The sequence below is a fragment of the Bradyrhizobium sp. I1.14.4 genome, assembly GCF_050435825.1.
Taxonomy (GTDB): Bacteria; Pseudomonadota; Alphaproteobacteria; order Rhizobiales; family Xanthobacteraceae; genus Bradyrhizobium.
Window position 1 is genome coordinate 23,456 of sequence record NZ_JBNDLA010000008.1, and the last position, 14,971, is coordinate 38,426.

At 65.4% G+C, this 14,971-nt stretch carries 12 protein-coding genes; 7 read left to right on the top strand and 5 right to left on the bottom strand.

Annotated features, from left to right (window positions below):
- Window positions 1-4 precede the first annotated feature (4 nt).
- Window positions 5-2,341 carry a GumC family protein gene (locus tag ABIB78_RS17815; RefSeq protein WP_429026853.1) on the bottom strand — a complete coding sequence of 779 codons (2,337 nt, stop codon included), beginning with the start codon at window positions 2,339-2,341 and terminating at the stop codon, window positions 5-7.
- A 176-nt stretch (window positions 2,342-2,517) separates the two neighbouring features.
- On the opposite strand from ABIB78_RS17815, the gene ABIB78_RS17820 reads away from it, so the two are divergent.
- The 4 genes from ABIB78_RS17820 (at window position 2,518) to ABIB78_RS17835 (ending at window position 7,185) form a co-directional block, all read left to right on the top strand.
- Window positions 2,518-2,934, top strand: coding sequence for a hypothetical protein (locus tag ABIB78_RS17820; RefSeq protein ID WP_429026855.1), 417 nt, complete (start codon window positions 2,518-2,520; stop codon window positions 2,932-2,934).
- 3 nt (window positions 2,935-2,937) lie between these two features.
- Window positions 2,938-4,077, top strand: coding sequence for a glycosyltransferase family 4 protein (locus ABIB78_RS17825; protein WP_429026856.1), 1,140 nt, complete (start codon window positions 2,938-2,940; stop codon window positions 4,075-4,077).
- A gap of 114 nt (window positions 4,078-4,191) precedes the next feature.
- Window positions 4,192-5,733 carry an undecaprenyl-phosphate glucose phosphotransferase gene (locus ABIB78_RS17830; protein WP_429026859.1) on the top strand — a complete coding sequence of 514 codons (1,542 nt, stop codon included), beginning with the start codon at window positions 4,192-4,194 and terminating at the stop codon, window positions 5,731-5,733.
- Between the two features lie 180 nt (window positions 5,734-5,913).
- Complete coding sequence (locus ABIB78_RS17835; RefSeq protein WP_429026861.1) at window positions 5,914-7,185, top strand: O-antigen ligase family protein; 1,272 nt, start codon at window positions 5,914-5,916, stop codon at window positions 7,183-7,185.
- On the opposite strand, the gene ABIB78_RS17840 is transcribed toward ABIB78_RS17835, so the two are convergent.
- The gene (locus ABIB78_RS17840) at window positions 7,157-7,651 is read right to left on the bottom strand and encodes a MarR family transcriptional regulator (RefSeq protein WP_429026863.1); all 495 of its coding nucleotides are present in this window, start codon (window positions 7,649-7,651) and stop codon (window positions 7,157-7,159) included. The genes ABIB78_RS17835 and ABIB78_RS17840 overlap by 29 nt on opposite strands.
- Before the next feature lie 122 nt (window positions 7,652-7,773).
- Here ABIB78_RS17840 and ABIB78_RS17845 point away from each other — a divergent pair, with 122 nt between their 5' ends.
- Entirely contained in the window at window positions 7,774-8,970 is a 1,197-nt protein-coding gene (locus tag ABIB78_RS17845) for an FAD-dependent oxidoreductase (protein ID WP_429026865.1), read from the top strand.
- A 161-nt stretch (window positions 8,971-9,131) separates the two neighbouring features.
- Here the strand turns inward: ABIB78_RS17845 and ABIB78_RS17850 are convergent, their stop codons facing one another.
- From ABIB78_RS17850 to ABIB78_RS17860, 3 genes are all read right to left on the bottom strand, one after another.
- The gene (locus ABIB78_RS17850) at window positions 9,132-10,307 is read right to left on the bottom strand and encodes a saccharopine dehydrogenase family protein (protein ID WP_429026867.1); all 1,176 of its coding nucleotides are present in this window, start codon (window positions 10,305-10,307) and stop codon (window positions 9,132-9,134) included.
- A 66-nt stretch (window positions 10,308-10,373) separates the two neighbouring features.
- Complete coding sequence (locus ABIB78_RS17855; RefSeq protein WP_429026870.1) at window positions 10,374-11,159, bottom strand: DUF169 domain-containing protein; 786 nt, start codon at window positions 11,157-11,159, stop codon at window positions 10,374-10,376.
- Window positions 11,160-11,245: 86 nt separating this feature from the next.
- Complete coding sequence (locus ABIB78_RS17860; RefSeq protein ID WP_429026872.1) at window positions 11,246-12,040, bottom strand: YdcF family protein; 795 nt, start codon at window positions 12,038-12,040, stop codon at window positions 11,246-11,248.
- Window positions 12,041-12,106: 66 nt separating this feature from the next.
- On the opposite strand from ABIB78_RS17860, the gene ABIB78_RS17865 reads away from it, so the two are divergent.
- Complete coding sequence (locus tag ABIB78_RS17865; protein WP_429026873.1) at window positions 12,107-13,048, top strand: acetamidase/formamidase family protein; 942 nt, start codon at window positions 12,107-12,109, stop codon at window positions 13,046-13,048.
- Between the two features lie 87 nt (window positions 13,049-13,135).
- Complete coding sequence (locus tag ABIB78_RS17870; RefSeq protein WP_429026875.1) at window positions 13,136-14,962, top strand: AMP-binding protein; 1,827 nt, start codon at window positions 13,136-13,138, stop codon at window positions 14,960-14,962.
- Window positions 14,963-14,971 lie beyond the last annotated feature (9 nt).

The following is a 14,971-nucleotide window of genomic DNA, read 5'->3' on the forward strand; positions in this document are numbered from 1 at the left end:
CAGGTCAGGCCGCCACGACCCGCGGGCCCGTCACGACCGTTTCCGACGGCGCGCAGGGCTTGCTCAGCATCGTCACTTCGGAGAAGCCGACCGCCCTGAGCTGATCAACCATCGAGCGGCGGGCATCCTGCGCCATGGCAGCGTCGGGTACCACGACGGCCTGCGCCTTCGCGGTCAGCAGTTCGGCCGGCAGGTCGACGGCCGATCCGGCGTCGAGCAGGACATGGTCGTAGACCCTGAGCAGCGCGTCGATCGCGAGCGCCAGCCGCGGCGATTGCAGATGCGAGCGATCGAAGCCGGGGCGCCCGGCGCTGACGATCTGAACGCGCGACTGCCGATCCTTGGTAATGATCTGCGCGAACGTCGCCTCGCCCTGAATCAGCTCGGCTAGGCCGGGCGCTGCGGGATCGACGGTCGCCGCCGTCAGCACCGGCGAAGACGCAACGAGATCGACCACCACGACCTTGGCCTGGCGCGCCATCAGACGAGCCAGCGTCAGCGCGGTCGATGTAACACTCTCACCGGCAGCCGGGCCGAGGACCGTGACCTTGTGGGCGGCGGGACCTGCTGCGACGAGGCGCTCGGCAACCTCGTCGATCTCATCGACCGCCTGGGCGGGCGCAGGCTGCGGCTCGCTGATGACGGGCTCGTATGCAACCGCAGGCTCCGGCGGCAATTCAGGCTCCGGCGGCAGGCTGGGTGCGACGGCCGATGCGAGCGCGGGTTCAGGCGGCAACTTCACCGCCGGCTCGTCTGCGGCCGCAGCCTCCATGACCGGTTCGCGGCGCCTGATCACGGCGGCCGCCGGCGCCAAGGCACGGCCAACCGCACCGGGCGCGGAGATGCGCAGCAGCTCGCCGGTGATGATGATGCCGGACGACAGCAACAGCGTCGCCAGTGTCGCGATCAGCACGATCGGCAGCTTCTTCGGATAGGCCGGTGTGTTCGAGACCGTGGCGCGCGAGATGATGCGGCCGTCGGTCGGCGCGGCCTCGATGTTCTCGCGTGCGGTCGCCTCGCGATATTTGGCGAGATAGGCTTCCAGCAGATCGCGTTGTGCCTTGGCTTCACGCTCGAATCCGCGCAGCTGCACGTCCTGGCTGTTGCTCGACGACGCCTGCTTCTTCGATTGATCCAGGCCGACTTGCAGCGCCTGGACGCGGCCATCGGCGACGCGGGCGTCGTTGTCCAGCGAGCGCGAAATCTTGCCGGCCTCCTCGCGCAGTTGGCGGTCGAGGTCGGCGATCTGCGCCTTCAATTCCTTGATGCGCGGATGGTTGTCGAGCAGCGTCGAGGACTGCTCGGCGAGCTGTGCGCGCAGCGTGCCGCGCTGTTCGGCGAGCCGGCGGATCAGCTCGGAATTGAGCACTTCCGAGGCCTCGATCGGCTTGCCGCCCTGAAGCATCTCGCGGATCAGCCGCGCCTTGGTCTCGGCATCCGCCTTCAGTGCGCGGGCATTGTTGAGCTGGGTGTTCAGCTCGCCCATCTGCTGGTTCGACAGCGGGATGTTGTTGGTGCCGACGAACAGGCTCGACTTGGAGCGGAATTCCTCGACACGCGAATCCGCCTCAGCGACCTTGGTGCGCAGCTTGTCGATCTCGCCCAGCAGCCAGGTGCTGGCGGATTTGGCCTGGTCCTGCCGCGCGGCCTGCTGCAGCACGAGATAGCCGTCCGCAATCGAATTGGCGACGCGCGCTGCAAGGTCGGGATCCTCCGACTGGAATTCGATCACCATGACGCGCGACTTGTCGACCGCATAGGCCTGGAAGCGCTCGTAATAGGAATCGAGCACGCGCTCTTCCGGCGTCAGGCTGAACGGGTCACGGCCGATGCCGAACAGCGCCAGCAGCGACTTCAGCGGCGAAAAGCCCCGCAGCACCGGATCGAACTCCGGACGCTCGGCGAGCTTGTTCTTCCTGATGATGTCGCGCGCGAGATCGCGCGACAGCAGCAGCTGCACCTGGCTCGTCACGGCCTCGGCATCGAGCGAGGTGCGCTCGAGGTCGCGTTCGCCGTTCGGGCGCAGGAAGGCGTTCTCGCGATTGTCGATCAGGATGCGCGCTTCGGACTTGTAACGTGGCGTCACGACGTTGACGGCGGCAAGCGACAACGCAAACATCAGCACGGTCGGCACGATGATCCAGCTGCGCTTGCGCGCCAGCACGCGGCCGAGCACCTGCAGATCGAGATCGACCGCCTCGGCTGGACCGGCCGGCTTGTCGGGAGCGGGTTTCGGCGAAGCCGGCTTCACGACAGCTTCGTCGGCAACGGGCGCGGACTTCGGCAGCGCCCGTCGCACGACAGCCTTTTCCTTGCCTCTAGGCCAGAATGCAAAACGCATGACGAACTCCCGCGGACGCCGCGACTCCCCTTCAATGCGGGCGATTACAGTCCATTAAGGTTGCTGCTGGGTTAATCGGTGGGGTTGACGGACATGGCTGCCACCACCCGCTCCGTCATTCTTTGTTAACCATGAGCACCGTTAATCGGGGGCGATATTGTCGCGGGATTCCTCACATGCGCGATCTGCGCACTCCCCTCGTTTGTCTGATTGCTGCGCTCGCGCTGTCGGGCGGCATGGGACCGACTTCGCCGGTTACCGGTGACCCGGCCCTCGATTCAATGGCGTATGGGCAGCCGTCCTTCGCTACACCCGTGGCCTATGCCGAGCCTGCGCCCTCGCGCGGGGCCTACAATCTCGGCCCCGGTGACAAGCTTCACGTCGTGGTCGATGGCCAGGAAGGCCTGACCTATGTGCCCAACACGACCGTCGAAAGCGCAGTGGCGATCGCCAGCGGCTTCTCGCCACGCGCCAAGCGCGACCAAGTCACCCTTACCCACACCGACGCATCGGGCACGGATCGTTTCGTCATCCCCGCCGGCACGCCAATCGGCCCCGGTGACACCGTTTTCGTCGGCGAACGCTGGTTCTGATCGATGGCGCAGGAACAAAATCAGCAACAGCCGCTGCGCATCCTGCATGTCGTCCGTGCCCCGGTCGGCGGCATCATTCGTCACATCCTCGATGTCGCCAACGGCCAGATCGAACGCGGCCACCATGTCGGCATCGTCGCCGACAGCCTGACCGGCGGCGCGCGTGCCGATGCGGCGCTCGCCGAGATCGAACCGCGCCTGAAGCTCGGTGTCCGCCGGGTAGCTATACGCCGCGAGCCGCGCTTCGCCGACTTCATGGTCTGGGCCCACATTGCCAACCTGATCTGGAAACTGAAACCCGATGTCGTACACGGCCATGGCGCCAAGGCCGGCGCCTACGTCCGGCTCCGGCGGCGGTCGAACAAGATCATCCGGGTCTACACGCCGCATGGCGGCTCGCTGCATTACCCGCTCGATACCTGGAAGGGCCGCTTCTACAGCCAGCTCGAACGCACGCTGATGAACAGCACCGACCTGTTCCTGTTCGAGAGCGCGTTTGCCCGTGACACCTATCAGCGAACCATCGGCAAGCCTGCAGGCCTCGTGCGCTGCGTGTTCAACGGCGTCACGGCTGAGGAATTCGAACCGGTCCCCAAGGCCGGCGACGCCACCGACGTGGTCTATGTCGGCGAGTTCCGGCGCATCAAGGGCGCCGACCTCCTGATCGACGCGGTCGCCAAGCTGCGCGCCGGCGGCAAGCCGGTGACGCTGACGCTCGGCGGCGACGGCGAAGAATTCGAGCGTCTCAAGGAGCAGGTCAAGCGGCTGTCGCTCGGCGATGCCGTGCGCTTCGTCGGCCACGTCAAGGCGCGTTACGGCTTTTCCAAAGGCAGCCTGCTGGTGGTTCCCTCACGGGGCGATTCGATGCCTTACGTCGTGATCGAGGCGGCCGCCGCCGGTGTTCCGATGATCGCCGCCAATGTTGGCGGCATCCCGGAGATCTTCGATACCCACACCGACGCCCTGTTCGCGCCCAGCAATGCCGCGGCGATGGCCGACGCCATCAACGCCGCGCTGGACAATCCCACAGCCACGGCAGCGCGCGCCCAGAAATTGCGCGAGCGGATCTCCGAGCACTTCTCGCAAAGCGCAATGGTCGAGGGTGTGCTGGCCGGCTATCGCGACGCATTTGCCAAACGTTAACCACTTCTTGCACACGTAACCGTTTCTTCCGATTTGTCCCCTTAAGTCACGTCCGGGGGAATTTCGGTGCTGTGCGCAGATGCCCATCTGCAGCGCAGGAATGGACGTGGACTCGTGGAACCGTTTAACGCACGCTCGATGCTGGATGCCGCTGCGTCTGCGACGGCCGCTCAGCCGCAGGTCGAACGCCGCCGCCGCCTGTCGACGGCCGCGCTTGCCGTCACCAATCAAAAAGTTCGAGGCGCCTATTCGCCGGTGGTGATCGCCGGCGTGGTTCGCCTCGCCGATTTCGTGCTGCTCAGCCTGGTCGGCGTCGGGCTCTATCTCGCTTATGTCAGGCCGCTCGCCGGCGGCATCCATTGGGGATACATCGCATCGATCCTCGGCATGTCGGCCGCGGCCGTGGTCTGCTTCCAGGCCGCGGACATCTACCAGGTGCAGATCTTCCGCGGCCAGCTCCGCCAGATGACGCGGATGATCTCGTCGTGGGCCTTTGTCTTCCTGCTGTTCATCGGCGTCTCCTTCCTGGCCAAGCTCGGCGGCGAGGTGTCGCGGGTCTGGCTGTCGTCGTTCTTCTGCGTCGGCCTTGCGGTGCTGATCGCCGAACGGCTGGCGCTGCGCTCGATGGTGCGCGCCTGGGCGCATGACGGCCGGCTCGACCGCCGCACCGTCATTGTCGGCGCCGACCAGAACGGTGAGCAACTGATCGAGGCGCTGAACGCCGAGGATGATTCCGACATCCACGTGCTCGGCGTGTTCGACGACCGCAACGATGGCCGCGCCATGGATACCTGTGCTGGCTCTCCTAAGCTCGGCAAGGTCGACGACATCGTCGAGTTCGCCCGCCGCACCCGCGTCGACCTCGTGCTGTTCGCGCTGCCGATCTCGGCGGAGACCCGCATCCTGGAAATGCTGAAGAAGCTGTGGGTGCTGCCGGTCGACATCCGCCTGTCGGCGCATACCAACAAGCTGCGTTTCCGCCCCCGCTCCTACTCCTATGTCGGCAAGGTGCCGACGCTGGATGTGTTCGAGGCGCCGATTACCGACTGGGATCTGGTGCTGAAATGGCTGTTCGACCGCGTGGTCGGCGGCCTGGCCTTGCTTGCGGCGCTACCGGTGTTGGGACTGGTGGCGCTCGCAGTGAAGTTCGACAGCCCCGGCCCGGTGCTGTTCCGCCAGAAGCGCTTCGGCTTCAACAATGAGCGGATCGACGTCTACAAGTTCCGCTCGCTCTACCACCACCAGGCCGATCCCACCGCCTCCAAGGTGGTGACCAAGAACGATCCGCGCGTCACCCGCGTCGGCCGCTTCATCCGCAAGACCTCGCTCGACGAATTGCCGCAACTGTTCAACGTCGTGCTGAGGGGCAATCTCTCGTTGGTCGGCCCGCGTCCGCACGCCGTGCAGAGCAAATTGGAAAACCGCCTGTTCGACGAGGCCGTCGACGGCTACTTCGCCCGCCACCGGGTCAAGCCCGGTATCACCGGCTGGGCACAGATCAACGGCTGGCGCGGCGAGGTCGACACCGACGAGAAGATTCAAAAGCGCGTCGAGCACGACCTCTATTACATCGAGAACTGGTCGGTGCTGTTCGACCTCTACATCCTGCTCAAGACCCCGTTCTCGCTGCTCACCAAGAGCGAGAACGCGTACTAAGAATTGAGACCAACTGCCGTCATAGCGAGCGCAGCGACGCAATCCATGTCGCCGCTCGGGGATAGGTGGACTGCTTCGTCGCGGAGTTTATGATCGGGCCGGCCAAAGGCCGGACCCGTTGGCTCCTCGCAAGGACGAAGCATCTACTGTGTGTTTTGTATCGAGTTGCGTGAGTATCCGATGGCCTATGCGGCGACAGCCGGGACGTCCCATTCGCTGACATCAGTGCCATCAGGCGTGCTGGCGCTGCAGCGGGCGCTGGTGTGGCTGGCCGGGGCGTCGATCGCCATCGTGTTCATCGAGCCGAGCCCGTATGAGCTGGTCACGCTGACCGCCTGCGTGCTGTTCTTTGCCACCGGCCTGCGCATGCAGCTGGTGTTCATGCCGCTGTTGTTCGCGCTGGTCGTGCTCAATGTCGGCTACAGCATCGGCGCGGTGCCGTTCATCGACAAGCCGGAGGTGGTGAACTGGGTCCTCACCTCCTGGTACATGGCCGTCACCGTCGTCTTCTTCGCGATGGTGATGTCTGAGGATACCGACGCGCGCCTCGACATGCTGCGGCGCGGCCTGATTGTCGGCGCGATGATCGCCTCGCTCGCGGGCATCGCCGGCTACTTCCATCTGGTGCCCGGCGGCTATGATCTCCTGACTCTGTATGATCGTGCCCGCGGCACCTTCAAGGACCCGAACGTGCTGGGCGCCTTCCTGATCCTGCCGGCGCTGTTTACGTTGCAAAGCGTCGTCTCCGACCGCTTCGGCAAGGCGTTCCGCAACGCGATCGCCTTCGGCATCATCTCGCTTGCGATCCTGCTGTCGTTCTCCCGCGCCGCCTGGGGCGGCCTGCTGGTCACCGCGGCATTCATGCTGGCGCTGATGGTGTTCACCAGCCGCTCGCAGGCGCAGCGCTCGCGCATCATCGTGATGACCCTGATCGCCGCAATCCTGGCCGTTGCGCTGATTGCGGTGCTGCTCTCGATCGGCTCGGTCGCCGACATGTTCAAGCAGCGCGCGAGCTTCGACCAGAGCTATGACGAAGGCCGCTTCGGCCGGTTCGGCCGCCACATCCTCGGCGCCCAGATGGCGCTCGAGTTGCCATTCGGCATCGGGCCGCTGCAGTTCCATACCTACTTCCCCGAGGATACGCACAACTCCTTCCTCAACGCCTTCATGTCCGGCGGCTGGATCTCGGGCATCTGCTATCCGGCGCTGGTGTTCGTCAGCGCGATCATCGGCTTCCGCTACGTCTACACGCGGGTGCCGTGGCAGCGCACCTATGTGGCGATCTTCTCGGCGTTCCTCGGTATCGTCGGCGAAAGCTTCATCATCGATACCGACCATTGGCGGCACTTCTGGATGATGCTGGGCACGATGTGGGGCATGTACGCTGCGGCCGAGCGCACCCGCGGCACGTCCGCAGCGCAACTCACCGACGAGACTTCGGCGGCATCTTGAGTTTGGCGCGCTGCTCGGGCGGCATGTCGATCACCGCCCTCAGTGCCCCGGTCGCTTCCAGCACCCCCTGGTAGCCGTCATTGGCGAAGCGCAGCAGCAGCCGCAACTCGTCGTCGGTGTAGCTGCTCCAGAGCTTGAGCATCGCCTCCTGCATCGGCACGTAGAACTTGCCGATCTCCGCCGCCTTTTCCTCCACCACCGAGATGAAGACCTTGCGCCGGTCGCTCTCGTCCCGCTCGCGGCGCACGTAACCGGCCTTCTCCAGGCGATCGACCACGCCGGTGATCGCGCCGGTGGTCAGCCCGGTGACTTCGGCTAGACGCCCGGCGGTCACGCGCCCCTCGAGGTGGAGGATGTCCATGCATTCCATGTCGGAATTGGAGATTCCGGCTATGTTTGCAACGGCTTGGCCGTACATCACGCCCTGCGCGGATGACCGGCGCATCGCCTCCTCGAGTTCCTGCATCAGCGCTGCGCGCGACTTCGCACTTGACAAAGCTGCTCCTGTATCTTATTCGCTTTATATCTTATATACTAAGATAATTAGCAACTAACCTTTCCTACCGCACACGGATGCTGGAGCAAGCCATGACCTCACGTCCCCGTAAAGCTCTGATCATCGGCGCCGGCATCGCAGGGCCGGTGGCCGCGATGTTCCTGATCCGCGCCGGCATCGAGGCCGAGCTCTATGAAGCATGGCCCTACTCCACCGGGATCGGCGGCGGACTGCAGATCGCGCCCAACGGCATGCATGTGCTGGCGGAGCTCGGCCTTGCCGACGAACTGATCCGCAACGGCTCGATCGCGGAGTCCTTCGACTTCTATTCGCAGGACGGCAAAAAGCTCGGCTCGCTCAACCAGAACATGCAGCAGCGCTTCGGCCAGCCCGCTGTCAATATGTGCCGCGCGACCCTGAACGAGACGCTGATCGACAAGGCCTGGGCCTCCAACGTCTCGGTGTTCTTCGAGAAACGGCTGGTCAAGATCGAGGATCGCGGCGACCAGCCGGTCATCGCCTATTTCGCCGACGGCACCACCGCCGAGGGCGATTTCGTGATCGGCGCCGACGGCGTGCATTCGGCGGTGCGGCGGCACGTGATCCCGGATGGCCCGGCGCCATTCGACACCGGGCTGATCGGCTTCGGCGGATTCGTGCCGCGCGCCATGTTCGAGGGCCTGCCGATTGGTCAGAAGGTGGAGACCACGTTCGGGCAAAGCGGCTTCTTCGGCTACGGCCTGTGCAGCCCCGATCCGAACACCGGTGCAATGTGGTGGAGCACCCAGCCGTCGCATGGCATGACCGCCGCGGCCTACCGGCTGCAAAGCCAGGACGCAATCAGGCAGCACCTGCGCGACTTCCACGCCGGCTGGCACGCGCCGATCCCTGCGATCATCGAGGCCGCCGAAAACATCGTGGTGACCGCCGCGCTCGACGTCGCGACGCTGCCGATCTGGTCGCGCAAGCGCACGTTGCTGATCGGCGACGCCGCGCATGCCACCAGCCCGCATGCCGGCCAGGGTGCGTCGCTCGCACTGGAGGACGCGTTGCGGCTCGGCATCCTGATGCGCGACGGCCAGGAACTCGGCCTGACGTTCCAGGCCTTCGAGCACGAGCGCCGGCCACGCGCCGAGAAGATCGTGGCGATCGCCCGCCGCAATGGCAACAGCAAGCGCGAGTTCAGCCCGACCGGCGCCTGGCTTCGCGATCACATGCTGAAGCTGCTGCTGCCGGTGTCGTCCAAGGGCATGGACTTCATGTACGCCTATAATCCGCGGGCGGCGTGACGCTCTATCCTCTCCCTCTCCCCGTCCTTCACGGGGAGAGGGTTGGGGTGAGAGGCTCTCTCCACCAGCAATGTGCTTGGACAGACCTGTACCCCCTCACCCGGATCGCATCTGGTGATGCGATCGGACCTCTCCCCGCAAGCGGGGCGAGGTGAAGAGGCCTACTTTTCGATCTCAAATGTCAGCCCCGCGTGATCGACCAGGCGCTTGATCAGCCTGTGCTGCATCGCAGCTCCCGGCGTCCAGAAGCCGGCGGCGACGTCGGGCGTATCGCGCAACAGGCAGATCGCGCATTCCGAGATCATCTTCGAGGTCGAGCCATAGCCGGGATCGCGATCGCCCTTGATGCCGGCGCGGACCATGCGCCCGTCGGGCGCGACCGCGATATAGAGCAGATCGTAGCGACCGTTCTCGCGCTCTTCCTTTGACGGCCCCTCGCCCGGCTTCGGCGCGCCCGGACCGGTCTTCTCCGCATTCAGCGCCATCACGCGCTTGGCGTTCGCTTCGCCCTTCTCGCCCGGACCGGTCAAGACCATCTCGTCGTAGATGAACTCCTTGCCGTAGGGAAAGCCCATCAGCATGTTGGAGCGGTGGACGTTGCGCGTGTTGATCAGCGCCATCATGAACGGCGCGGTCCAGGAGTGCAGATCGTCCTCGTAAGCCGGCTTGCTGCCGCGCGGCTGCTTGGGGCCCTCGAAGCCCGGCGTCAGTGCGAACGGATTGTTGAGGATCGCGACCAGGCTGAGGTCCTTGGCGACCGCATCGAAGGTGGCCTTGGCGCTCGCCGCGGTGCCGCCGGACAGCGTGCCGCGCATGTCGCGCACACGGCCCTTGACGCGCGGCGCCGGCGCGCCGAACACCCGCTTGGCTTCCTCCTGGACAAAGAAGGCGCCGAGCTCGAACGGCACCGAGTCGAAGCCGCAGGAGAACACGATGCGCGCGCCGCTGGCCTTTGCCGCCGCCTCGTGCCTGTCGATCATCTGCCGCATCCAGACCGGCTCGCCGCAGAGATCGAAATAGTCGCTGCCGCTTTCCACGCAGGCCGCGATCAGCTCATTGCCGTAGAGCTGATACGGGCCGACCGTCGAAATCACCGATCTTGTCTGGGCCAGCATCGCCTTCAGCGAAGCCGCGTCGCTGGCATCGGCAACGATCAGCGGCGTGTCGGCGGGCGCGCCGATCGCATCACGAACCGCGGCCAGCTTCTCCTTGCTGCGCCCGGCCATTGCCCATTTGAGGCTGTCGTCGCGATAATGCGCCGCAAGATATTCGGCGACGAGCTGGCCGGTGAAGCCGGTCGCGCCATAGACGACGATGTCGAGTTTCGACGAGGACATGGATCAGGCTCCGTGCGCAGCGAATTGGGCGCCCTTTTGTCATCGCGGGCGCGGCGACGCAATCGGCTATTTCTTGCTGTAGGATACGCCCATGCCGGCACGTACGTCGGCCTGGATGCCATAGGGCGCGATCGGATAGCGCAGGCCGTTCTTGGCGAGTTGCTTCATGCCAGCGATCGCCTTCACCAGATAGGCCGGCGGCAGCGCCATCAGCATCTCCTCGTCGGGCACGCCGCCATAGCGCCGCTCGGCGAAGCACGGCAGCGACAGGCTCGGCTCGCCGGTCTTCAGCGCCCGCCCCCACGAATCCGCACATGCGGTCTCGCCGACCACGCCCCACTCGAATTTCTTGTATCCGGTATACTGAAGCCCGTTGATCAGGATGATCATCTGTCCCGGCGTTGCGTAGACGAGGCAGATGTCGGGCGGATTGAGCCGGCCGCTGGTCAGCGGGCTCACCGCCATCGCCTGATACTGGCCGTAAGGCACCACGTCGAGCGCCTCCTGGCGCTTGCGCGCGTCTTCGGCGGTGCCGTGCCAGACACCGACATAATTCTCGCCGGCGAGCCACTTCTCATCCTGTGGTGCGAGTCCGATCACCGCGCGGCATTGCGCGCCGACCAGATCGTCGCCGGTGATGCCGACGGTCCAGCCGAGCCGCGACGCCATGCTGACAATCTGGTCCGTGGTGTGAACCGCCGACGGGCGGCGGATCTTCGGGATCGCCTCCATCTCCTCGACGCGCGCGAACATCTTGATGCCGATGACCGTGGTCTTCAGTCGCAGCAGATTGTTCAGGTCGGCCACGATTGCGGCGAGGTCGAACTGTTCCGGCGGTGTCTGCTGTTGCATGGCGTAAACTCCCGTGATCGGCGTCGCGTCGCCTGTTACGCCGATGTTAACCGGGTTGGCCGGCGGAAGCGACAAGTGCCTTGCGTCTACCGCGCGGCCGGTCCCGGCAGCAAATCATCGGTTTTGCCGGCCAGATGATAGGCCACCAGCCCGATCCACTCCCGTGTGCCGAGATCGGTGCGCGACAGGCCCTCGATCGCAAGTGTGGCGAAGCTCATGACATTGCCGACGCGCCAATCGACCGGATAGGCCTCGACGTTGAATCCCGCCTTGCGGAACAGCCCGACCGAGCGCGGCATGTGATAGGCGGAGGTGACAAGCAGCCAGCGCTCGCCCGGCCTGGGATCGACCAGCGCCTTGGAGAATTCGGCGTTCTCCACCGTATTGCGCGAGCGGCGCTCGATGATCAATCGCGATCCGGGAATGCCGAGGGCCTCGAACATCTCGGCGGCATAGTCGGCCTCGCGCGCATCATTCGAGATCAGGTTTGCGCTGCCGCCGGTGAACACGAGGCGGGCGTTCGGATATTTGCGCGCGAGCGCCGCCGCCGCGATGACGCGATCGGCAGCACTGCGCACCACAGGCGTGCCATGCGCAACCGACAGATCGGCATCGATCGAGCCGCCGAGCACGATGACGCCGTCGGGCGCGCCGCGCGAGGCGTCCCATGGTGGGAAGCGCTGCTCCAACGCGGAGATCAGGACATTGCCGAGCGGCGAGAAGCCGCAGATCGCGAGCAGCAGCAGCGCGGCCACCATCAACCTGCGGCCGAGGCGAGCAAACCGCGTCAGCAAGAGGACGGCGCCGATCAGCCCGATACCGATTAGAAAATTGATCGGCATCAGCATGATGCCGAGCGTCTTGGAGAGCACAAAAAACAAGGGAAGCCCCTGCGAAGTTCTGCTACAGCGTCATACGCCGCCCGAAGCGCAATCAAAAGCCGTCACATGACCCACCATCATCTGAAGTCCAGTCCCGAAACCTGCCATTGGGGCTTCTTTGAAGCAAAGCTGACGCCGGTCCTCACGATCGCGAGCGGCGACGAGATCACGATCGAGACCGTCAGTGGCGGCGCCGATGTGATGCCCGATCGGAGTAAGTTTTATGTCCCGCCCGAGCTCGACGACATTCACGCGAAGAATGAACGGATGGTGCCCGGGCACATCCTGACGGGCCCGATCGCCGTCGGTGGCGCCGAACCCGGCGACGTGCTGGAGGTCGACATTCTCGACGTCCAGCTTCGCCAGGACTGGGGTTACAACCTGATCAAGCCGCTGTCCGGCACCCTGCCCGACGATTTCCACGAGACGCGGATCCTCAACATCCCGCTCGATCGCGAACGCATGGTCGGCCGCATGCCCTGGGGACTCGACCTGCCGCTGAAGCCGTTCTTCGGCGTGATGGGCGTCTCGCCACCGCCGGCCTGGGGTCGCATCTCCTCACTGATCCCGCGCGCGATGGGGGGCAATCTCGACAACAAGGAGCTCGGGGCTGGCGCCAAGTTGTATCTGCCGGTGTTCGTGCCCGGCGCGCTGTTCTCCTGCGGCGACGGTCATGGGGTGCAGGGCGACGGCGAGGTCTGCGTCACCGCGATCGAGACCGCGCTAACGGGCCGCTTCCGCCTGACGTTGCGCAAGGATATCAGGCTCGCTTACCCGCGCGCCGAGACCGCCGACCACTACATGACCATGGCGATGGATCCCGATCTCGACCAGTGCGTGGTGCGGGCCCTTCGCGACATGATCGTGCTGCTCGGCGAGAAGCGCAATCTCTCCCGCGAGGACGCCTACACACTTTGCAGCCTGGCCGCAGACCTGCGCGTGACGCAGACGGTCAACGGCTCGAAGGGCATCCACTGCATGATCGCCAAATCGGTCGTTCACGGCTGACCGGCGGTCGATAAGCCGCACTTGTGTTCCGCAAGTACGGCTCGATACAATCCCCGTCCCAACGAACAAAAATGGACGGGGACGGATATGTTGAAGGACAGGCTTTCGCCCGCCGACGAGGCTGCGCGCGACAAGGAAATGCAGGAGACGCTCGCCGCCTGCCCGCGCATCCTCGATCTGATTGCCCGCGGCCCGCAGGCCGCGCCGGACGCTGAAGCCGCGATCTATCTGCGCTCGCCGCTCGATCCCAATCCGGTCGTGATCTCGAACGATCACCTGATGGGTTGCGTCAAGGCCGCCGAGACCTATTTCCGTAGCCACGGCATCGGCAATGACGATGCCGTCGCTGTCCTGCTGCCGGCGTGCCCCGCGACCGTGGTCGCAATCTTCGGCGCAGCCGCCTGCGGTGTCGCCGAGCCGCTGAACCTATTGTTCACGCGGGAGGCGATCGTCGCCCAGCTCAATGCGATCAACGCAAAGCTGTTGCTTGCGCCGCCGCCGGGCACGCCGGGTGGGCTCTATGAGAGGGTCGAGGGCCTGCAACGCGAGGTGCCGTCGCTGCGGCGGATCGTGATCGTGCCGCTCGACGGCACCATCGCGTTCGACGGTGAGGTGTTGCGACCCGATCCGGCATGGCGCGACGACTACGGCAAGTCGAGGGACACGAGCGAGGCCGACCGTGTCGCCGTGATGCTGCCGACCGGCGGCACCACCGGCCATCCCAAGGTGGCGCGGCTCACCAACCGCGCCATGGTCGCCTCCACCGTATCCTCGCGCATGGCGCTCGATTTCCATCGCGGCGAGCGCGCGATGATCACGCTGCCGCTGTTCCATGTCGGCGGCCTGTTCTGCACCTCGGCCAATTGCCTGGCGGCCGGCACGACGATGTTCATCCCCGGCCCCGCCGGGGCGCGCGATCCGTCACTGATTACGCATTTCTGGGAGATCATCGAGAAATACCGCATCAATATCGCCGGCAACGTGCCGACGACGCTCGGCGCCCTCGCCGATATCCCGGTGGCGGACAGCGACGTCTCCAGTCTGCGGGTCACCGCCACCGGCGCATCGATCTGCCCGCCGGAGATCGAGCGTCGCTATCTCGCGACCTGGGGCGGCCCCTGCATCCAGCAGCTCTACGGCATGACCGAGCTCGCCGGCGCCATCACCCACGATGTGCACGGCGTGAAGCCGCGCGCCGAGAGCGTCGGCACCCGCAATCCGCTGGTCGAGCTTGCGATCCTCGATGGCGGCAAGCTGCACACCGGACCCTGGCCCTCGCCGGTCGGCGAGCTCCTGACCAGGGGCCCTCAGGTATTCGCCGGTTACGTCGACAAAAAACAGACCGAAGAGGCGTTCCGCGACGGCTGGCTACGCACCGGTGACATCTGCCGGATCGATGCCGATGGCTTCGTCTACATTTTGGGCCGCGCCAAGGACGTCATCATCCGCGGCGGGCACAACATCGACCCGCGCGCGATCGAGGATGCCGCGTTGCAGTTTCCGGGCGTCGCGCTGGCCGCGGCAGTCGGACGTCCCGACACCTATGCCGGCGAAGTGCCGATGCTGTTCGTCTCGGCGCAGCCCGGCGTCCACATCGATCCGCAGGCGCTCGCGGCCTTCGTGCAGGACAACATCCCGGAGCCGCCGGCACGGCCGCGCGTGGTGTCGGTGATTCCCGAGATGCCGGTCACGCCAGTCGGCAAGATCTTCAAGCCCAAGCTGCGCGAGATCGCCGCCGGCGACGCCGCGCGCGAACTGCTGGCGCTGGAGGGGTTGTCCGGCGAGGTCAGTGTCGACGCCGTCACTGATCCGTCCCGCGGGCTGTACCTGAGCGTGAGCGCACCTGCGGGCAAGGCTGAAGCCGCTGAGCGGCTTCTCAAGAAGTTCCCAGTCAAGGTCGAGTTGCGCTCCTAACGCTCTCAT

Coding starts and splice junctions, on each gene's coding strand:
- ABIB78_RS17815 (WP_429026853.1), bottom strand. CDS start 2,341: ATGCGTTTTGCATTCTGGCCTAGAGGCAAGGAAAAGGCTGTCGTGCGA.
- ABIB78_RS17820 (WP_429026855.1), top strand. CDS start 2,518: ATGCGCGATCTGCGCACTCCCCTCGTTTGTCTGATTGCTGCGCTCGCG.
- ABIB78_RS17825 (WP_429026856.1), top strand. CDS start 2,938: ATGGCGCAGGAACAAAATCAGCAACAGCCGCTGCGCATCCTGCATGTC.
- ABIB78_RS17835 (WP_429026861.1), top strand. CDS start 5,914: ATGGCCTATGCGGCGACAGCCGGGACGTCCCATTCGCTGACATCAGTG.
- ABIB78_RS17840 (WP_429026863.1), bottom strand. CDS start 7,651: ATGCAGGAACTCGAGGAGGCGATGCGCCGGTCATCCGCGCAGGGCGTG.
- ABIB78_RS17845 (WP_429026865.1), top strand. CDS start 7,774: ATGACCTCACGTCCCCGTAAAGCTCTGATCATCGGCGCCGGCATCGCA.
- ABIB78_RS17850 (WP_429026867.1), bottom strand. CDS start 10,307: ATGTCCTCGTCGAAACTCGACATCGTCGTCTATGGCGCGACCGGCTTC.
- ABIB78_RS17855 (WP_429026870.1), bottom strand. CDS start 11,159: ATGCAACAGCAGACACCGCCGGAACAGTTCGACCTCGCCGCAATCGTG.
- ABIB78_RS17865 (WP_429026873.1), top strand. CDS start 12,107: ATGACCCACCATCATCTGAAGTCCAGTCCCGAAACCTGCCATTGGGGC.
- ABIB78_RS17870 (WP_429026875.1), top strand. CDS start 13,136: ATGTTGAAGGACAGGCTTTCGCCCGCCGACGAGGCTGCGCGCGACAAG.